We start from the raw sequence: 16,058 nt of genomic DNA, 5'->3' as shown, positions 1-16,058 counted from the left end.
TGAGTTGTACGCAGAAGCGCAACCCACAATAAGACAAACCCATCCTTAAAACGGAGACAACATGAAACGTACTGTTCTCGCCATTGCGGCTACCGCCGCGTGCGCTATCGGTTTTTCCATGCCTGCTCAAGCGCAGGTTTCGGGCAACACCATCAAGATTGGCTTGATCACTGACTTGTCGGGCGTGTATTCGGACGTCGACGGCCCCGGCGGCGCGGAAGCGGTCAAGATGGCGATCGCCGATGCCGGCGGCATGATCGACGGCAAAAAAGTCGAATTCATCGTGGCCGACCACCAGAACAAGGCCGACATTGCCGCCAGCAAGGCGCGCGAATGGTTCGACCAGCAAGGGGTCGACATGCTGATCGGCGGCACCAATTCCGGTGCCAACCTGGCCATGGCCAAGGTTGCAGCGGAAAAGAAAAAAGTATTCATTTCCATCGGTGCAGGTTCGGCCCGCCTGACCAATGAGGAATGCAGCCCGTTTACCGTGCACTACGCGTATGACACCGTGGCATTGGCGCGCGGCACGGGCGGGGCGATCGTCAAGCAGGGCGGCAAGAGCTGGTTCTTCCTGACGGCCGACTACGCTTTTGGCCAGTCGCTCGAAAAAGACACGACCGACGTCGTCAAAGCCAACGGCGGCACGGTGGTGGGCAGCGTCAAGCACCCATTGTCGGCGTCGGACTTTTCGTCCTTCCTGCTGCAGGCACAGTCGTCCAAGGCGCAAATCCTGGGCCTGGCGAATGCCGGCGGCGACGCCATCAATGCGGTCAAGGCGGCCAATGAATTTGGCATCACCAAGAACATGAAGCTGGCCGGCTTGCTGGTTTTCATCAACGACGTGCACACGCTGGGCTTGAAAACCACGCAAGGCATGTACCTGACCGACGGCTGGTACTGGGATCAAAGTCCGGAGAGCCGCGCCTGGTCCAAGCGCTATTTCGCCAAGATGAAGAAAGAGCCGTCGATGCTGCAGGCGGCCGACTACTCGGCAACCGCCAACTACCTGGCAGCCGTCAAGGCGATCAAGACCGATGAAGGCGACAAGGTCATGGCGCAAATGAAAAAAACCAAGATCAACGACATGTTCACCAAGAACGGCGAGATCCGGGGCGACGGACGGATGGTGCACGATATGTACCTGATGGAAGTCAAAAAGCCGGGCGACTCCAAGTATCCATGGGATTACTACAAGGTCGTCCAGACCATCCCTGGCGCGCAAGCCTATACCACCAAGGCTGAAACCAAGTGCGCGGCGTGGAAATAATGTAAGCCGGCAAAGCAGGGCAGGCCGCGGCCGCCCTGCCTGTTGCGTTCCTCTTTGTACTCACCGGCACGCCGGTGCATTCTTTTGTACTGTGAAGCCATGGAAAACTTCAACGTTGCGGGGCTGATGAGTCAGCTCCTGCTCGGGCTTGGCAATGGCTCGTTTTACGCGATGCTGTCGCTGGGACTGGCCGTCATCTTCGGCCTGCTCAATGTCATTAACTTCTCGCACGGCGCGCTGTACATGATGGGCGCTTTCCTTGCGTGGATGGGCTTGCAGTATTTCGATCTCAATTACTGGGTCATGCTGGCACTCGCGCCGGTGCTGGTGGGATTGTTCGGCATCATTATCGAGCGCACCATGCTGCGCTGGCTGTACAAGCTCGATCACTTGTACGGGCTGTTGTTCACCTTTGGCGTGACGCTGGTGCTCGAGGGCGTGTTTCGCTCTTTCTACGGCGTGTCCGGTCAATCCTACGCGGTACCCGAAGCTTTGCAGGGTGTTACCGACCTCGGCTTCATGATGTTGCCTAATTATCGGGCCTGGGTGGTCGTGGCCTCGCTGGTGGTCTGCTTCTCGACCTGGTTCGTTATCGAAAAAACAAAACTTGGCGCGTATCTGCGTGCCGGCACCGAAAACCCCAAGCTGGTCGAAGCCTTCGGCATCAACGTGCCGCTGATGGTCACGCTGACCTATGGCTTTGGCGTCGCTTTGGCGGGCTTTGCAGGGGTGCTGGCGGCCCCTATACAGAATGTGACGCCCCTGATGGGGGCGGACCGGATTATCGTCGTGTTCGCCGTTGTGGTGATCGGCGGCATGGGTTCGATCATGGGTTCCATCCTGACCGGACTCGGTTTGGGGCTGATCGAAGGCTTGACCCGCTATTTTTACCCGGCCGGGTCGGAAGTGGTGGTGTTCGTCATGATGGTGATCGTGCTGTTGCTGCGCCCTGCCGGCTTGTTCGGCAAGGAAAAATAATGACATCGCCGCAGACAACCATTGGAGCATCGACATGAATAAACGACCTATTTTGTACCTCGTGGTGCTGGCCGTAGCGCTGGCGGCGCCTTTCGTCGGCTATCCCGTTTTCCTGATGAAGCTGCTGTGCTTCGGCCTGTTCGCGTGCGCGTTCAATTTGCTGATCGGCTATACCGGGTTGCTTTCGTTTGGGCATGCCGCGTTTTTCGGCTCGGCCGGCTACGTGGCCGGCTATATGCTGCGCGACCAGGGCTGGCCGATCGAACTGGCGATTCTGGCGGGGGTGGGCGCGAGTGCGCTGCTTGGCCTGGTGATTGGCGCCCTGGCCATCCGCCGCACCGGCATTTATTTTTCAATGATCACCCTGGCGCTGGCGCAGATGGTTCACTTTGCCGCCTTGCATGCGCCGTTCACGGGTGGCGAGGATGGCTTGCAGGGCGTGCCAAAAGGCAAGGCGCTCGGCTTTATCGACCTCTCCAATGACGTAAATATGTATTTCTTCGTGCTGGTCATTGCCATCGCCGGCTATGCGCTGATCAACCGCACCATCCATTCGCCTTTTGGCCAGGTCCTCAAGGCGATCAAGGAAAACGAGCCGCGCGCCATCTCGCTGGGCTTTAACGTCGACCGCTACAAGCTGATGGCTTTTGTGCTGTCGGCCGCGCTGGCGGGCCTGGCAGGCGCGACCAAAACGGCCATGATGGGTTTCGCCACGCTTACCGATATCAACTGGACCATGTCCGGGCTGGTGATTTTGATGACCTTGGTGGGCGGCATGGGAACGCTGACCGGACCGATCATCGGCGCCGTCATCATCATCTCGCTGGAAGAGAAAATGGGCGAAATCGGCGCTTACCTCGCTACCCATACCGGCGTCGAGTGGTTCAACACCCTGGGCGAATCGGTCGGCATGGTGACCGGACTGATCTTCATCGCCTGCGTGTTGTTGTTCCGTCGCGGCATCGTTGGAGAAATCGGCGCGGCGCTGGCCAATGCAGGGCGCACTAAAAAACCAGCCTGAGAGTCAGCCTGAGCGCCATACAATTGCACCAGGAAATCATCCTGACGAACGGCATTGCGCTCAATGTCGCCAGTGCAGGTCCTCGCACCGGCCGGGTGGTCCTGTTGCTGCACGGCTTTCCTGATACCCATGCCGTGTGGCGCAAGCATACGGCAGCCGCCCCATTGGCGGTCTGGCGCGCCAACTTTGCGCGCAAGGGCAGAGCTGCAGCGGTTCTGCATTACTATCGCGCCAATGTGACGTTGCCAGGAACGGCCCAATGCACACCCTTGCCCGGTCCGATTCTGGCATGTGGGGCGAGGGTGACCCGGCGCTGACCGAAGCGCAGATGCGCGACTCCGCGCGCTATGTTGGCGGCAGCTTTCGGTACGAGCGCATCGAAGGCGCTGCCGGACACTGCTTGCAGCTAACCGAGCCCGACCGCATCAACGCCTTGCTGATCGGCTTTGGCCGCGTCTCTGACGTTCCCTAAATCTTAAAAGGCTGCGGCGTAGATAGCGCGGGCGTCTGTCCGTGTGACCTCGCGCGGATTGTTGCCTAGCAGACGAGTTTGCAGCATTGCGTCGTCCGCCAGGCGGTCCAGGTCGACTTCACTGACACCAACTTGCCGCAGCGTCGTTTGAATCCCTGTAACTGTGGCGATATGCTGCATCGCAACAATCAACGCCTCGGCGCGCGCTTCGATACTTCCCTGCGCATGCGGGGCCACAATGGCCGCCAAGGCCGCATAGTGTTCCATCGCTTCGGGCAAGTTGAAACGCAGCACGTGCGGCAAGACCAGTGAATTCGACAGGCCGTGCGGGACGTGGAAGATGCCGCCGATCGGGTAGGCCAGCGCGTGCACGGCGGCGACGGGCGCGTTTGAAAATGCCTGGCCGGCAAAATAGGCGCCCAGCAGCATGTTCTGGCGCGCGGCCAAGTTGGCGCCGTCTTCGCATGCGGTGAGCAAGTTGGCCGACAGCAGTGTCAGTGCCTGGCGCGCCAGCAGGTCGGACAGGGGATTTTTCTTGTGGCGGCTGGTGAACGCTTCGATGGCATGAACCATGGCATCGATGCCCGTTGCGGCCGTGACCAGGGGCGGCAAGCCCAGCGTGAGGGTCGCGTCCAGTACGGCCAGGTCCGCATACAGCTGCGCCGACACGACTCCTATCTTGCTGGTCTCGCCTGTGGTGACGATGGCGATGTTGGTGACCTCGGACCCCGTGCCAGCAGTGGTTGGCACCTGCACCAGCGGCAGGCGCGATCCCTTGACATTGCCGATGCCGTAAATGTCGGACAGTTGCTGGGTGCTTGCCGCCAGTACGGCGATCAGCTTGGCCACATCCATGGAGCTGCCGCCGCCCAGGCCGATGACGATGTCGATGTCTTTGCTGCGCGCAAATTCCACTGCCCGCAAGACCACGTGTTCCGGCGGATCGGCAACCACGTCAGCGTAGATGTGGGCCGTAATGCCCGCTTCCTGCAAGCTGGCTGCGGGCGCCTCGACGAGGCCGGTTTTCAGGAACCCGGGATCGGTGACGATCAGTGCGTGCCGCACCAGTGGGAAGTGTTGCCGCACGTGCTCGCCAAGGTTGGCGGCAGCGCCTGGCTGGGAAACCAGGTGCGGGACGGTGCTGAAGCTAAATGGATTCATGGCGGGAGCGAAGGCTGGTCGGAAGTAAAGCTTACACCAATCTGGCGACGGCGAAAGGCGAGGGCACGCACAAGCGGTTTGCATTTCTTCCGTACAATAGTCGGGCTTGCTGGCGAACGTTTTCTGGGCCTGACGATGATCGATGTTGCTTTACTTGTTGGTGCTGCCTTTCTGGCCGGCTTGGTCGATGCGGTGGTTGGTGGGGGAGGGCTGATCCAGATACCGGTGCTGTTCTCCGTCTTTCCACGTGAAATTCCCGCGACGCTGCTTGGCACCAGCAAGCTGGCCGGGATCTTTGGCACCGGCGCGGCGGCAGTCAACTATGCGCGGCGCGTCCGCGTGGCCTGGAGTGCGGCGGCGCCGGCTGCCGCTGCAGCCTTTGCCCTGTCGTTCGCCGGCGCGTACACGGTAACCAAAGTGCCGGCCGATTTTGTCAGGCTGCTGTTGCCCTGCGTGCTGGTCGCCGTGGCGTTCTATACCTTCAGGAAAAAAGACTTTGGCAGCGTCCATGCACCCGTCCATAGCGGCAATGCCGAACGCTTGCTGGCGATTGGCATGGGCGCGTGCATTGGTTTTTACGATGGCTTTTTCGGGCCCGGTACCGGCAGTTTCCTGATTTTTCTGTTCGTTCGTTTTTTTGGCTTCGATTTCCTCAGCGCTTCGGCGGCAGCCAAGATCGTTAATGTCGCGTGCAACTTTTCGGCGCTAATATGGTTTGGTTACAGCGGCCATCTTATGTGGCGGATTGGTCTGTTGATGGCCGTGTGCCAGGTAGCCGGCTCGCTGGTCGGCACGCGGCTGGCGATCAAGCACGGCAGTGCCTTCGTGCGCAAACTGTTCCTTGTGGTCGTTAGCGGGTTGATCGTCAAGACCGGGTTTGATGCCATTTCCAGACTTGGCGTGTGAATTTGTTCCACGTGAAACAATTCTGAACTTCGTTCAAGGATGTTCCACGTGGAACAATGGCGGGGGGACGAGGCCTAAATCTGCCAGTAAAAGAGTTTGTTGGACGAAAAGACTCTATAATCGGGCCTCATATCGTCGCTCCAACATTCCAAATCATGCTATTTCCAACTGAATTTGACGTCATCGTCGTCGGCGGCGGCCACGCCGGCACCGAGGCCGCTCTTGCTTCTGCCCGCATGGGGCAGAAGACTTTGCTGCTTACTCATAATATCGAGACGCTGGGGCAGATGTCCTGCAACCCTTCCATCGGCGGCATCGGCAAGGGTCACCTGGTCAAGGAAGTCGATGCAATGGGTGGTGCGATGGCGATTGCGACCGATGAGTCGGGGATCCAGTTCCGCATTCTGAATTCGTCCAAAGGTCCCGCTGTGCGCGCCACGCGCGCCCAGGCCGACCGCATTCTGTACAAGCAGGCCATTCGCTCGCGCCTGGAAAACCAGCCCAACCTGTGGCTGTTCCAGCAGGCAGTCGACGATCTGATGCTCGAGGGCGACCGCGTCGTCGGCGCCGTCACGCAAATCGGCCTGCAGTTTCGCGCGCGAGCGGTTGTGCTAACGGCCGGCACTTTTCTCGATGGGAAGATTCATGTTGGCCTGCAAAACTACTCGGCAGGGCGCGCCGGCGATCCGCCGGCCATCTCGCTCTCGGCCCGCTTGAAGGAAATGAAGCTGCCGCAAGGCCGGCTGAAAACGGGCACGCCACCGCGCATTGATGGCCGCAGCATCGATTTTTCGCAGATGCTCGAGCAGCCGGGCGACCTTGATCCGGTGCCCGTGTTCTCGGTCATGGGCAAGCGCGCGATGCACCCACGCCAAGTGCCGTGCTGGGTGACGCACACGAATGCCCAGACGCACGACATCATCCGCGCCGGCCTGGACCGTAGCCCGATGTATACGGGCGTGATCGAAGGCGTCGGTCCCCGCTATTGCCCGTCGATCGAAGACAAGATCCACCGCTTCGCCGGCAAGGATTCGCACCAGATATTCCTTGAACCGGAGGGCTTGACCACCAACGAGTTCTATCCAAACGGAATTTCAACGAGTCTGCCATTCGACGTACAAATTGCGCTGGTGCGCTCGATGAAGGGTATGGAAAACGCCTTCATCATCCGCCCCGGCTACGCCATCGAATACGATTATTTCGACCCGCGCGGGCTGAAAATGTCGCTGGAAACAAAGGCGGTACAAGGCTTGTTTTTCGCCGGCCAGATCAACGGCACCACCGGTTACGAGGAAGCTGCGGCCCAGGGCATGCTAGCAGGAATCAATGCGGCGCTGCTGACCAAGGGAGAATCGGCCTGGGTCCCCGGCCGCTCCGAAGCCTACCTGGGCGTACTGGTGGACGACCTAACCACGCAGGGCGTGGCCGAGCCGTACCGCATGTTCACCAGCCGCGCCGAGTTCCGCCTGTCGCTGCGCGAAGACAACGCGGACATGCGCCTGACCGAAATCGGCCGCAAACTCGGCTGCGTCGGCGACGCGCAGTGGGAAGCGTTCGAACGCAAGCGCGAGGCTGTTGCTGTGGAACTTGAGCGCCTGCGCAGCACCTGGGTAAATCCGCGCATTCTGGCGGCAACAGAGTCAGAGCGCGTGATCGGCCAGAGCATCGAGCGAGAATATTCGCTGGCCGACTTGCTGCGCCGTCCGGGCGTGGAATATGAAAAGCTGATGACGATGGCCGGCATGGAAGGGCAGGCCCTGGCCGGTCCGGGCGTGGAAGACGCTGCCGTGCGCGAACAGGTGGAGATCCAGCTCAAATACGCGGGTTACATCGACCGGCAGGCAAAAGAAGTCGAGCGTCACGATCACTATGAAAACCTCAAGCTGCCCGAGTCCTTCAACTACCTGGAGATCGGCGCCTTGTCGTTTGAAGTGCGCCAAAAGCTCGACAAGCAGCGCCCCGAAACGCTGGGCCAGGCATCGCGAATTTCCGGCGTCACACCGGCCGCCATTTCGCTGTTGCTGGTACATCTAAAAAAGCGCGGTGCAAAAGGTTTTGCCACCCTCAACGAGGAGTTGGCGCAATGACGTTTTTCGACCGGCCCAAGCTGGCGCCGATCCTGGCCGACGGTGTCAAAGAACTTGGACTCAATTTGGATGGCAAGCAGCGCGAACAATTGCTCGACTATCTCGCGCTCTTGTTCAAGTGGAACAAGGTGTACAACCTGACGTCAGTGCGCGACCCGATGCAGATGATGACGCACCATTTGCTGGACTCGCTTGCGGCAGTGTCCGCGTTTGCTGGTGCGCGCAATGTGCTCGACGTCGGGGCAGGGGGCGGCTTGCCGGGCATGGTACTGGCCATTGCCTGTCCGGCGATGACAGTGGCGATGATCGACACCGTGCACAAGAAGACTGCTTTTCTGACGCAAGTGAAAGCCGAGCTGGAGTTGGCCAACGTCGCAGTGCATACGATGCGGGTCGAACAGCTGCAGGTGAGCGACAAATTTGACGTCATCACTTCGCGCGCCTTTGCCGACTTGTCGGATTTCGTCAATTGGTCAGGCCACTTGCTGGTGGAGGGCGGTCAATTCATCGCATTAAAGGGCACGGCGCCTCCCGAGGAGCAGGAAAGACTGCCAAAACAGTGGAAAGTGACGAAATTGGTCCCTTTGCGGGTGCCAGGACTGGATGCGGAACGACATCTCGTATTTATCCAGAAATCAAAGTAAATAATATAAACCGTATAAATGGTTTATACCAAATATACTAAATAAATCAATTATACGATTTTTATAGTATAAACGGTATAAACAGTAATTGTTGCGTCCACGATAAGAAGATACATGGCCAAAATATTTTGCGTAGCAAACCAAAAAGGCGGCGTCGGTAAGACTACTACCAGCGTCAACCTGTCGGCAGGGCTGGCAAAGCTCAATCAGCGCGTGCTGCTGGTCGACCTGGACCCGCAGGGAAATGCCACCATGGGCGCCGGCATCAACAAGGCGGGCCTGAAGGCGTCCACGTACGAAGTGCTGCTGGGCGAGGCTGACGTGAACACTGCGCGCCAGCGGTCCGAAGCAGGGCGCTTTGACGTGCTGCCGTCGAACCGCGAACTGGCCGGCGCCGAAGTCGAAATGGTGGAACTGGAAAACCGCGAACGGCGTCTGAAGGATGCGCTGGCCGTAGTGGACCAGGAATACGATTTCATCTTGATCGACTGCCCGCCCGCGCTGTCGATGCTCACCCTCAACGGCCTGTGCGCCGCGCATGGCGTCATCATCCCCATGCAGTGCGAGTATTACGCGCTGGAAGGCTTGTCGGATCTGGTCAACACGATCAAGAAGGTGCACGCCAACCTGAACCACGACCTGAAGATCATTGGCCTGCTGCGCGTAATGTTCGATCCGCGCATGACGCTGTCGCAGCAAGTCTCGGCCCAGCTCGAAGAACACTTTGGCGACAAGGTATTCGAAACCATCATCCCGCGCAACGTGCGCCTGGCCGAAGCACCGTCGTACGGCATCCCCGGCGTGGTGTTCGATCCCGCGTCCAAGGGTGCGCAGGCGTACATCGCCTTTGGCGCCGAGATGGTCAAACGCATCAAGACAATGTAATTAGAAGAGAATTCAGAAAGTAACCCGAATCATGGCAACCAAAAAACTCAAGGGGCTGGGCCGCGGCCTCGAAGCACTGCTCGGTGGCGACGGCGAGATGAACACGGCCGACGCCGGCACGCCATCGTCGCTGCCGGTGGTTCAACTACAGGCCGGCAAATACCAGCCGCGTACGCGTATGGACGAGGGCGCGCTGGCTGAACTGGCCGCGTCGATCAAAACGCAGGGCATCATGCAGCCGGTGCTGGTGCGGCCGGTGGGCAAGGACACGCTGACCGGCGCCATCAAGTACGAGATTATCGCCGGCGAGCGCCGCTTCCGCGCGGCCCAGCTGGCAGGCCTGGAGACGATACCGGTGCTGGTACGCGATGTGGACGACCAGGCCGCCGCTGCGATGGCGCTGATCGAAAACATCCAGCGCGAGGATTTGAACCCGCTGGAAGAAGCGCAGGGCATTCACCGCCTGATCTCGGATTTCAGTTTCACGCACGAGCAGGCGGCCACGGCGGTGGGGCGTTCGCGCAGCGCCGTGTCGAATTTGCTGCGCCTGATGAACCTGGCGGCGCCGGTGCAGACCATGCTGATGGCCGGCGACATCGACATGGGCCACGCGCGCGCCTTGCTGGCGGTCGATTCAGCCAGCCAGATCAACCTGGCCAACCAGGTGGTGGCCAAACGCTTGTCGGTACGCGAGACCGAAAAGCTGGTAACGCGCGCGATGGAAGAGCAGGCCAATCCGCCGAGCGCGCGCCAGAAAGAAAAATCCGGCGATATCGTCCGCCTCGAGGAAGAGCTGTCCGACAAGCTCGCCACGCCGGTTTTGTTCAAGATGGGCGCCAAGGGCAAGGGGCAGATGATTATTGATTTTGCCGATCTTGATATTCTTGACGGCGTCTTGGCGCGCTTGCGGGCGTAATTCCCGTCCATCGCGGCGCGTGGCGGATTGCGCGTGCCGCTTATCCGCCCTACTATTGACCCGGGCGAGTAGGGCAGATTAGCGAATGCGCATTCGGCCACGCGCCGCCCGGAACGCCCCCGGTAGGGCGGATAAGCGCCAGCGCCATCCGCCATGCTCCGCCCGGGACGCTACCCGGTAGGGCGGATAAGCGCCAGCGCAATCCGCCAAGCTCCGCCCGTGACGCTCCCTGGTACGGCGAACAAGCCCATTCCGCCAAGCTCCGCCCGTCGCGCCACCCGGTAAGGCATGCAAGCGCACGCCCAATCCCCATGCGCCTTCCGCAACGTCCCATGCCTGTCTTACACGAACATTACCGCCCCGAATTAGTGCGAAAGCTCGAATAATTCGTGGTTTTTGGACACGAACGGGCTCTGCCGCGGTGCAGCAACGTTTGACGCACATGCGTATATCGCCTTATAATCCCGCTGATTCACGTAATCCCAACACCCGAAACAGAATCCAAACGACTGGCGCGAAGAAGAAAACATGCTGCGCATAGTCTCCCTGCAATTGATGGCAACAGCAGTCGCCGGCGTCATCGCTGCCCTGCTGGGGGGATGGCCTGCGATGTTTTCGGCGGTGTTCGGCGGCTTATGTGCAGTAGTGCCCAATGCCCTGTTTGCGCTGCGCCTGTTTTCATCGGCACAGCGGGGCGCTGCAAATCCGATGACGTTCATGATCGGTGAGTTTATAAAGATTGCACTAACGGTGACGCTGCTTGGCGTGACCGCATGGCTGTACCGCGATTTGAACTGGCTTGCATTAATCTGCGGCTTCATCGTGGCACTAAAAAGTTACATCATTTTATTGTTTAGGCAGACATGACAACAGCGACAGAACACGTGGCAGCGGCCGCCGCTCACGCGCCGACCTCCGGCGAGTACATCAAGCACCACCTGGGTCACATGCGTTCGACGACCCAAGTCGATATCGTCGACTTCTCGGTGATTAACTACGACACCATCTTCTGGTCGGTGGCGATGGCGCTGGTCACCTGCCTGATTTTGTGGGCAGTGACGCGCCGCGTCACCTCCGGCGTGCCGTCGCGCTTCCAGGGTGCGATCGAATCGATCGTGGAACTGGTCGACAACCAAGCCAAGGCCATCGTCCATGGCGACCGCAGCTTTATCGCCCCGATGGCGCTGACCGTGTTCTTGTGGGTCGCGCTGATGAACTCGATGGACTTCCTGCCGGTCGACCTGTTTGCCACCATCTTCCGCGCGCTGGGCATCCACGGCGCACATGGCGAGCCCTTCTTCCGCGTGGTCCCGACCGCCGACTTGAACGGCACCTTCGGCATGGCCCTGGTCGTATTTGGCGCAATGATTTTTTACAACCTGAAGATCAAGGGTCTGGGCGGCTTCATTCATGAGCTGTTCACTGCACCTTTCGGCGCCCATCCGGCACTGTGGATCTTCAATTTTGGTCTGAACCTCATCGAATTCGCAGCAAAAACCGTCTCGCTCGCAATGCGACTGTTCGGCAACATGTTTGCTGGCGAACTGATCTTCTTGCTGATCGCGCTGCTGGGCGCTACCTGGGTCGGTTTCACCGCCCAAAGCGTCGCACTGGCCGGTCTGCACGTTGCGCTGGGTTCAGTCTGGGCTATCTTCCACATTCTGATCGTGTTCTTGCAGGCGTTTATTTTCATGATGCTCACGCTGGTGTATATCGGCCAGGCTCACGAAGGTCACTAAAAACGCAGCATCGTAGTTGGCAGGTTTTCGCAGTATCTTGATTTTTTAATTTTTCAATTTTTTATATTTAGGAGTTTTCATGACTAACGTCGCTATGGTTGCACTGGCTTGCGGTTTGATTATTGGTTTGGGCGCGATCGGCGCATGTATCGGCATCGGTATCATGGGCGGCAAGTTCATCGAAGCTTCGGCACGTCAGCCTGAACTGATGAACACGCTGCAAACCAAGATGTTCCTGTTGGCTGGTCTGATCGACGCTGCATTCCTGATCGGTGTTGGTATCGCAATGATGTTTGCGTTCTCCAACCCGTTCACCGGCTAAGCGCTGATTCTCAATAGCCGGGCACGCGTTCTTGCCTGCCCGGCGTATGTCATTCTGAGAAGGAAAATGCTGTGAATTTAAATTCTACGATGTTCGTGCAAGCCATCGTGTTCCTGATCCTGGCCTTTGTTGTTTCGAAGTTCTTCTGGCCACCGATCATTGGCGCACTGGATGCACGTGCTAAAAAAATTGCTGATGGTTTAGCTGCTGCCGATCAGGGCAAGCTGGCCATGGCTGCCGCAGAAAAGCGCGTACAGGCTGAACTGGCCGGTGCCCGCGACGAAGGTCAAAAGCGCATCGCTGACGCTGAAAAGCGCGCCCAGATGATCGCCGACGAAATCAAGGCAAACGCCCAGGCTGAAGCGAATCGCATCATCTCGCAAGCTAAAGCCGATGCTGACCAGCAAGTAACCAAGGCGCGCGAAGAATTGCGTTCCCAGGTTGCCGGTCTGGCCGTCAAAGGTGCTGAGCAGATCCTCAAGCGCGAAGTGAACGCAGCGGCTCACGCCGACCTGTTGTCGCAACTGGCTGTCGAGCTGTAATCATGGCGGAACTCGCAACCGTCGCCCGTCCTTACGCCGAAGCCGTGTTTCGCGTCGCCCAAACCGGCGACATGGCTGCCTGGTCTACCCTGATCGACGAACTGGCGCAAATTGGCGCCAATGCCGACGTCAAGGATTTTGCCCGCAATCCGAACGTGACCGAGGCGCAAGTGCTCGACGCGTTCGCATCGCTGGTGAAAGCCCCGTTGACCGCTGAAGCGACCAACTTCGTCATGATGTTGATCGAAAACGGCCGTGTGGCATTGCTGCCTGAAATCGGCGCCCAGTTCGCTGTGCTGAAAAACGCGCAGGAAGGTGCCGCCGATGCTCACATCACGAGCGCGTTCGACATCTCGGCCGAGCAGGTCGCAGACCTCGTAAAGACGCTGGAAAAGAAATTTGGCCGCAAGCTTAACCCGACCGTGACAGTGGATTCTTCGCTCATCGGTGGTGTGCGCGTGGTCGTTGGTGATGAAGTGCTCGATACCTCGGTACGCGCCAAGCTGCAACAGATGAACGTTGCGCTCGCGTCGTAAGACATTCGCATTTCAAGCCGGCGCCTTCGCCCCTTGCTCTACGCATCAAGAAACTATTAGGAGTTAGCATGCAACTTAACCCATCTGAAATCAGCGAACTGATCAAGAGCCGGATTCAAGGTCTCGAAGGTTCCGCTGAAGTTCGCAATCAAGGCACGGTTATCTCCGTAGCCGACGGTATCTGCCGCATCCATGGTCTGTCGGACGTGATGCAGGGCGAGATGCTCGAATTCCCAGGCAATACGTTTGGCCTGGCAATGAACCTGGAGCGCGACTCCGTCGGCGCCGTTATTCTGGGTGCTTACGAGCACATCTCCGAAGGCGACGTTGTCAAGTGCACCGGCCGCATCCTGGAAGTACCGATCGGTCCTGAACTCAAGGGTCGGGTCGTCAACGCGCTGGGTCAGCCGATCGACGGCAAGGGTCCTGTCAACGCCAAGCTGACCGCCGCTATCGAAAAAATCGCACCGGGCGTGATCGCCCGCCAGTCCGTCTCGCAGCCTATGCAGACCGGCCTGAAGTCGATCGACTCGATGGTACCGATCGGCCGTGGTCAGCGCGAGCTGATCATTGGTGACCGCCAGACCGGTAAATCGGCTGTCGCGATCGATGCGATCATCAACCAGAAGGGCCAGAACATGACGTGTATCTACGTCGCGATCGGCCAGAAGGCATCGACCATCAAGAACATCGTGCGCTCGCTCGAGACGCACGGCGCGATGGAATACACCATCGTCGTTGCAGCGTCGGCTTCCGAGTCGGCAGCGATGCAGTACATCTCCCCGTACTCCGGTTGCGCCATGGGCGAATACTTCCGTGACCGCGGCCAGGATGCACTGATCGTCTACGATGATCTGTCCAAGCAAGCTGTTGCCTACCGCCAGATCTCGCTGCTGCTGCGCCGTCCACCAGGCCGCGAAGCGTATCCTGGCGACGTGTTCTACCTGCACAGCCGCCTGCTCGAGCGCGCAGCACGCGTGAACCCTGATTACGTTGAAAAGTTCACCAACGGCGAAGTCAAGGGCCAGACCGGCTCGCTGACCGCACTGCCGATCATTGAAACGCAAGCAGGCGACGTATCCGCTTTCGTGCCAACCAACGTGATTTCGATTACCGACGGCCAGATCTTCCTGGACACCGCACTGTTCAACTCCGGTGTGCGTCCTGCGATTAACGCCGGTATTTCGGTATCCCGCGTCGGTGGCGCTGCCCAGACCAAGGTCATCAAAAACCTGTCCGGCGGTATCCGTACCGACTTGGCGCAGTACCGTGAATTGGCTGCGTTCGCGCAGTTCGCTTCCGACCTCGATGAATCGACCCGCAAGCAGCTCGACCGCGGTGCCCGTGTTACTGAACTGCTCAAGCAGTCGCAGTACTCGCCGCTGCCGATCTCGCTGATGGCCGTGTCGCTGTTCGCAGTGAACAAGGGTTTCTTCGACGATGTTGAAGTCAAGCGCGTACTGGCTTTCGAAGCCGGCCTGCATGGCTACATGAAGACCAAGCAAGCTGCCCTGCTGTCCAAGATTGAAGAGACGAAACAGCTGGACAAGGATGGCGAAGCTGCCATGGCTGCCGCTGTTGCTGACTTCAAGAAATCCGGCGCATATTAATTGACTGACGGCGCCGCCAGCAGGTAGGGCGGCGCCCGATAGCGCATAAGGGGTAAGGACTCATGGCATCAGGCAAAGAGATACGAGGCAAGATCAAGAGCGTAGAAAATACGAAGAAGATCACGAAGGCGATGGAAATGGTCGCCGCATCGAAAATGCGCAAAGCGCAAGATCGCATGCGGGCAGCCCGTCCCTACAGTGACAAGATTCGTAATATCGCCGCCAATCTTGCTGGCGCGAATCCGGAATACACGCACCCGTTCATGGCGCATGCCAAGACCGTGCAAGCAAAAGCAGTTGGCTTCATCGTCGTCACGACCGACAAGGGTCTGTGCGGCGGCATGAACACCAACATTTTGCGGATGGTGACGCAAAAAACGCGCGAGCTGGAAACAGCTGGCAACAAGGTTGAAGCAGTTGCCATTGGCAACAAGGGTTTGGGTTTTATGAATCGGGTTGGTGTCCGGGTCGTGTCGCATGCGATTCAGATCGGCGACACCCCGCACCTGGAAAAGTTGATCGGACCTGTCAAGGTCATGCTCGACGAGTACCAGGAAGGCAAGCTCGACGCAGTCTACATCTGCTACACCAAGTTTATCAACACGATGAAGCAAGAACCGATCGTGCAGCAATTGCTGCCGCTGTCGGCCGACAAGTTAGAAGGCGACAAGGGGAATCACTCTTGGGACTATATCTACGAGCCGGAAGCGCAAACCGTGATCGATGAACTGCTGGTGCGTTATGTAGAAGCACTGGTGTACCAGGCGGTTGCTGAAAATCTGGCGTCCGAGCAATCGGCGCGGATGGTCGCGATGAAAGCGGCAAGCGACAACGCCGGTAGTGTTATCGGTGAACTGAAGCTGGTCTACAACAAGACCCGCCAGGCTGCGATTACCAAAGAACTCTCCGAGATCGTCGCCGGTGCGGCAGCGGTCTAACCCGTTTTTAAATATATATAGAAGGAACGAA

The 16,058-nt window shown here is 58.7% G+C and carries 17 protein-coding genes; 16 read left to right on the top strand and 1 reads right to left on the bottom strand.

The window, feature by feature from the left end:
- Positions 1-61 precede the first annotated feature (61 nt).
- From ACP7BV_RS18395 to ACP7BV_RS18380, 4 genes are all read left to right on the top strand, one after another.
- Positions 62-1,270, top strand: a complete 1,209-nt coding sequence (locus tag ACP7BV_RS18395; RefSeq protein WP_426105859.1) for an ABC transporter substrate-binding protein — start codon at positions 62-64, stop codon at positions 1,268-1,270.
- A 99-nt stretch (positions 1,271-1,369) separates the two neighbouring features.
- Positions 1,370-2,248 (top strand): branched-chain amino acid ABC transporter permease, encoded by an 879-nt coding sequence (locus tag ACP7BV_RS18390; protein WP_426105858.1) that lies wholly within the window; start codon positions 1,370-1,372, stop codon positions 2,246-2,248.
- A gap of 34 nt (positions 2,249-2,282) precedes the next feature.
- On the top strand, positions 2,283-3,269 hold the full coding sequence (locus tag ACP7BV_RS18385; protein ID WP_426105856.1) for a branched-chain amino acid ABC transporter permease: 987 nt from the start codon (positions 2,283-2,285) through the stop codon (positions 3,267-3,269).
- Between the two features lie 259 nt (positions 3,270-3,528).
- A complete protein-coding gene (locus tag ACP7BV_RS18380; RefSeq protein ID WP_426105854.1) occupies positions 3,529-3,741 on the top strand; it encodes an alpha/beta fold hydrolase in 213 nt (70 codons plus the stop codon).
- A gap of 3 nt (positions 3,742-3,744) precedes the next feature.
- Here ACP7BV_RS18380 and ACP7BV_RS18375 read toward each other — a convergent pair whose 3' ends face one another.
- Positions 3,745-4,902, bottom strand: coding sequence for an iron-containing alcohol dehydrogenase (locus ACP7BV_RS18375; protein WP_426105853.1), 1,158 nt, complete (start codon positions 4,900-4,902; stop codon positions 3,745-3,747).
- A gap of 135 nt (positions 4,903-5,037) precedes the next feature.
- On the opposite strand from ACP7BV_RS18375, the gene ACP7BV_RS18370 reads away from it, so the two are divergent.
- The 12 genes from ACP7BV_RS18370 to atpG all read left to right on the top strand — a co-directional run bounded on the left by ACP7BV_RS18370 (position 5,038) and on the right by atpG (position 16,027).
- Complete coding sequence (locus ACP7BV_RS18370; RefSeq protein ID WP_426105902.1) at positions 5,038-5,808, top strand: sulfite exporter TauE/SafE family protein; 771 nt, start codon at positions 5,038-5,040, stop codon at positions 5,806-5,808.
- A 155-nt stretch (positions 5,809-5,963) separates the two neighbouring features.
- On the top strand, positions 5,964-7,895 hold the full coding sequence (gene mnmG / locus ACP7BV_RS18365) for a tRNA uridine-5-carboxymethylaminomethyl(34) synthesis enzyme MnmG (protein WP_426105852.1): 1,932 nt from the start codon (positions 5,964-5,966) through the stop codon (positions 7,893-7,895).
- Entirely contained in the window at positions 7,892-8,539 is a 648-nt protein-coding gene (gene rsmG, locus ACP7BV_RS18360; protein WP_426105851.1) for a 16S rRNA (guanine(527)-N(7))-methyltransferase RsmG, read from the top strand. Before mnmG ends, rsmG begins: the two co-directional genes overlap by 4 nt.
- A gap of 114 nt (positions 8,540-8,653) precedes the next feature.
- Complete coding sequence (locus ACP7BV_RS18355; protein ID WP_426105850.1) at positions 8,654-9,424, top strand: ParA family protein; 771 nt, start codon at positions 8,654-8,656, stop codon at positions 9,422-9,424.
- A gap of 31 nt (positions 9,425-9,455) precedes the next feature.
- A complete protein-coding gene (locus tag ACP7BV_RS18350; RefSeq protein ID WP_426105849.1) occupies positions 9,456-10,340 on the top strand; it encodes a ParB/RepB/Spo0J family partition protein in 885 nt (294 codons plus the stop codon).
- Between the two features lie 528 nt (positions 10,341-10,868).
- A complete protein-coding gene (locus ACP7BV_RS18345; protein WP_426105848.1) occupies positions 10,869-11,207 on the top strand; it encodes an ATP synthase subunit I in 339 nt (112 codons plus the stop codon).
- On the top strand, positions 11,204-12,079 hold the full coding sequence (gene atpB / locus ACP7BV_RS18340) for a F0F1 ATP synthase subunit A (protein ID WP_426105846.1): 876 nt from the start codon (positions 11,204-11,206) through the stop codon (positions 12,077-12,079). The genes ACP7BV_RS18345 and atpB overlap by 4 nt, the downstream gene beginning before the upstream one ends.
- A 79-nt stretch (positions 12,080-12,158) precedes the next feature.
- A complete protein-coding gene (gene atpE, locus ACP7BV_RS18335) occupies positions 12,159-12,401 on the top strand; it encodes a F0F1 ATP synthase subunit C (protein ID WP_426105845.1) in 243 nt (80 codons plus the stop codon).
- Between the two features lie 71 nt (positions 12,402-12,472).
- A complete protein-coding gene (locus ACP7BV_RS18330) occupies positions 12,473-12,943 on the top strand; it encodes a F0F1 ATP synthase subunit B (RefSeq protein ID WP_426105843.1) in 471 nt (156 codons plus the stop codon).
- A gap of 2 nt (positions 12,944-12,945) precedes the next feature.
- Positions 12,946-13,479 (top strand): F0F1 ATP synthase subunit delta, encoded by a 534-nt coding sequence (locus ACP7BV_RS18325; protein WP_426105842.1) that lies wholly within the window; start codon positions 12,946-12,948, stop codon positions 13,477-13,479.
- Positions 13,480-13,547: 68 nt separating this feature from the next.
- Positions 13,548-15,089 (top strand): F0F1 ATP synthase subunit alpha, encoded by a 1,542-nt coding sequence (atpA, locus tag ACP7BV_RS18320; RefSeq protein ID WP_426105841.1) that lies wholly within the window; start codon positions 13,548-13,550, stop codon positions 15,087-15,089.
- Positions 15,090-15,151: 62 nt separating this feature from the next.
- Positions 15,152-16,027 carry a F0F1 ATP synthase subunit gamma gene (gene atpG, locus ACP7BV_RS18315; protein WP_426105840.1) on the top strand — a complete coding sequence of 292 codons (876 nt, stop codon included), beginning with the start codon at positions 15,152-15,154 and terminating at the stop codon, positions 16,025-16,027.
- The last annotated feature ends 31 nt before the right edge of the window (positions 16,028-16,058 follow it).

The sequence above is a fragment of the Massilia sp. TSP1-1-2 genome (assembly GCF_049896185.1).
Classification (GTDB): Bacteria; Pseudomonadota; Gammaproteobacteria; order Burkholderiales; family Burkholderiaceae_D; genus Telluria_A.
The sequence above is the reverse complement of the archived record's forward strand: the minus strand, read 5'-3'. Positions and strand labels throughout refer to the sequence as shown.

Excerpts from the sequence above, each read along its gene's own strand:
- mnmG (WP_426105852.1), top strand. The coding sequence starts at position 5,964 with ATGCTATTTCCAACTGAATTTGACGTCATCGTCGTCGGCGGCGGCCAC.
- atpB (WP_426105846.1), top strand. The coding sequence starts at position 11,204 with ATGACAACAGCGACAGAACACGTGGCAGCGGCCGCCGCTCACGCGCCG.
- ACP7BV_RS18325 (WP_426105842.1), top strand. The coding sequence starts at position 12,946 with ATGGCGGAACTCGCAACCGTCGCCCGTCCTTACGCCGAAGCCGTGTTT.
- ACP7BV_RS18375 (WP_426105853.1), bottom strand. The coding sequence starts at position 4,902 with ATGAATCCATTTAGCTTCAGCACCGTCCCGCACCTGGTTTCCCAGCCA.
- ACP7BV_RS18385 (WP_426105856.1), top strand. The coding sequence starts at position 2,283 with ATGAATAAACGACCTATTTTGTACCTCGTGGTGCTGGCCGTAGCGCTG.
- atpA (WP_426105841.1), top strand. The coding sequence starts at position 13,548 with ATGCAACTTAACCCATCTGAAATCAGCGAACTGATCAAGAGCCGGATT.
- ACP7BV_RS18370 (WP_426105902.1), top strand. The coding sequence starts at position 5,038 with ATGATCGATGTTGCTTTACTTGTTGGTGCTGCCTTTCTGGCCGGCTTG.
- ACP7BV_RS18380 (WP_426105854.1), top strand. The coding sequence starts at position 3,529 with ATGCACACCCTTGCCCGGTCCGATTCTGGCATGTGGGGCGAGGGTGAC.
- ACP7BV_RS18390 (WP_426105858.1), top strand. The coding sequence starts at position 1,370 with ATGGAAAACTTCAACGTTGCGGGGCTGATGAGTCAGCTCCTGCTCGGG.
- ACP7BV_RS18355 (WP_426105850.1), top strand. The coding sequence starts at position 8,654 with ATGGCCAAAATATTTTGCGTAGCAAACCAAAAAGGCGGCGTCGGTAAG.
- ACP7BV_RS18395 (WP_426105859.1), top strand. The coding sequence starts at position 62 with ATGAAACGTACTGTTCTCGCCATTGCGGCTACCGCCGCGTGCGCTATC.
- rsmG (WP_426105851.1), top strand. The coding sequence starts at position 7,892 with ATGACGTTTTTCGACCGGCCCAAGCTGGCGCCGATCCTGGCCGACGGT.
- atpG (WP_426105840.1), top strand. The coding sequence starts at position 15,152 with ATGGCATCAGGCAAAGAGATACGAGGCAAGATCAAGAGCGTAGAAAAT.
- ACP7BV_RS18350 (WP_426105849.1), top strand. The coding sequence starts at position 9,456 with ATGGCAACCAAAAAACTCAAGGGGCTGGGCCGCGGCCTCGAAGCACTG.
- atpE (WP_426105845.1), top strand. The coding sequence starts at position 12,159 with ATGACTAACGTCGCTATGGTTGCACTGGCTTGCGGTTTGATTATTGGT.
- ACP7BV_RS18345 (WP_426105848.1), top strand. The coding sequence starts at position 10,869 with ATGCTGCGCATAGTCTCCCTGCAATTGATGGCAACAGCAGTCGCCGGC.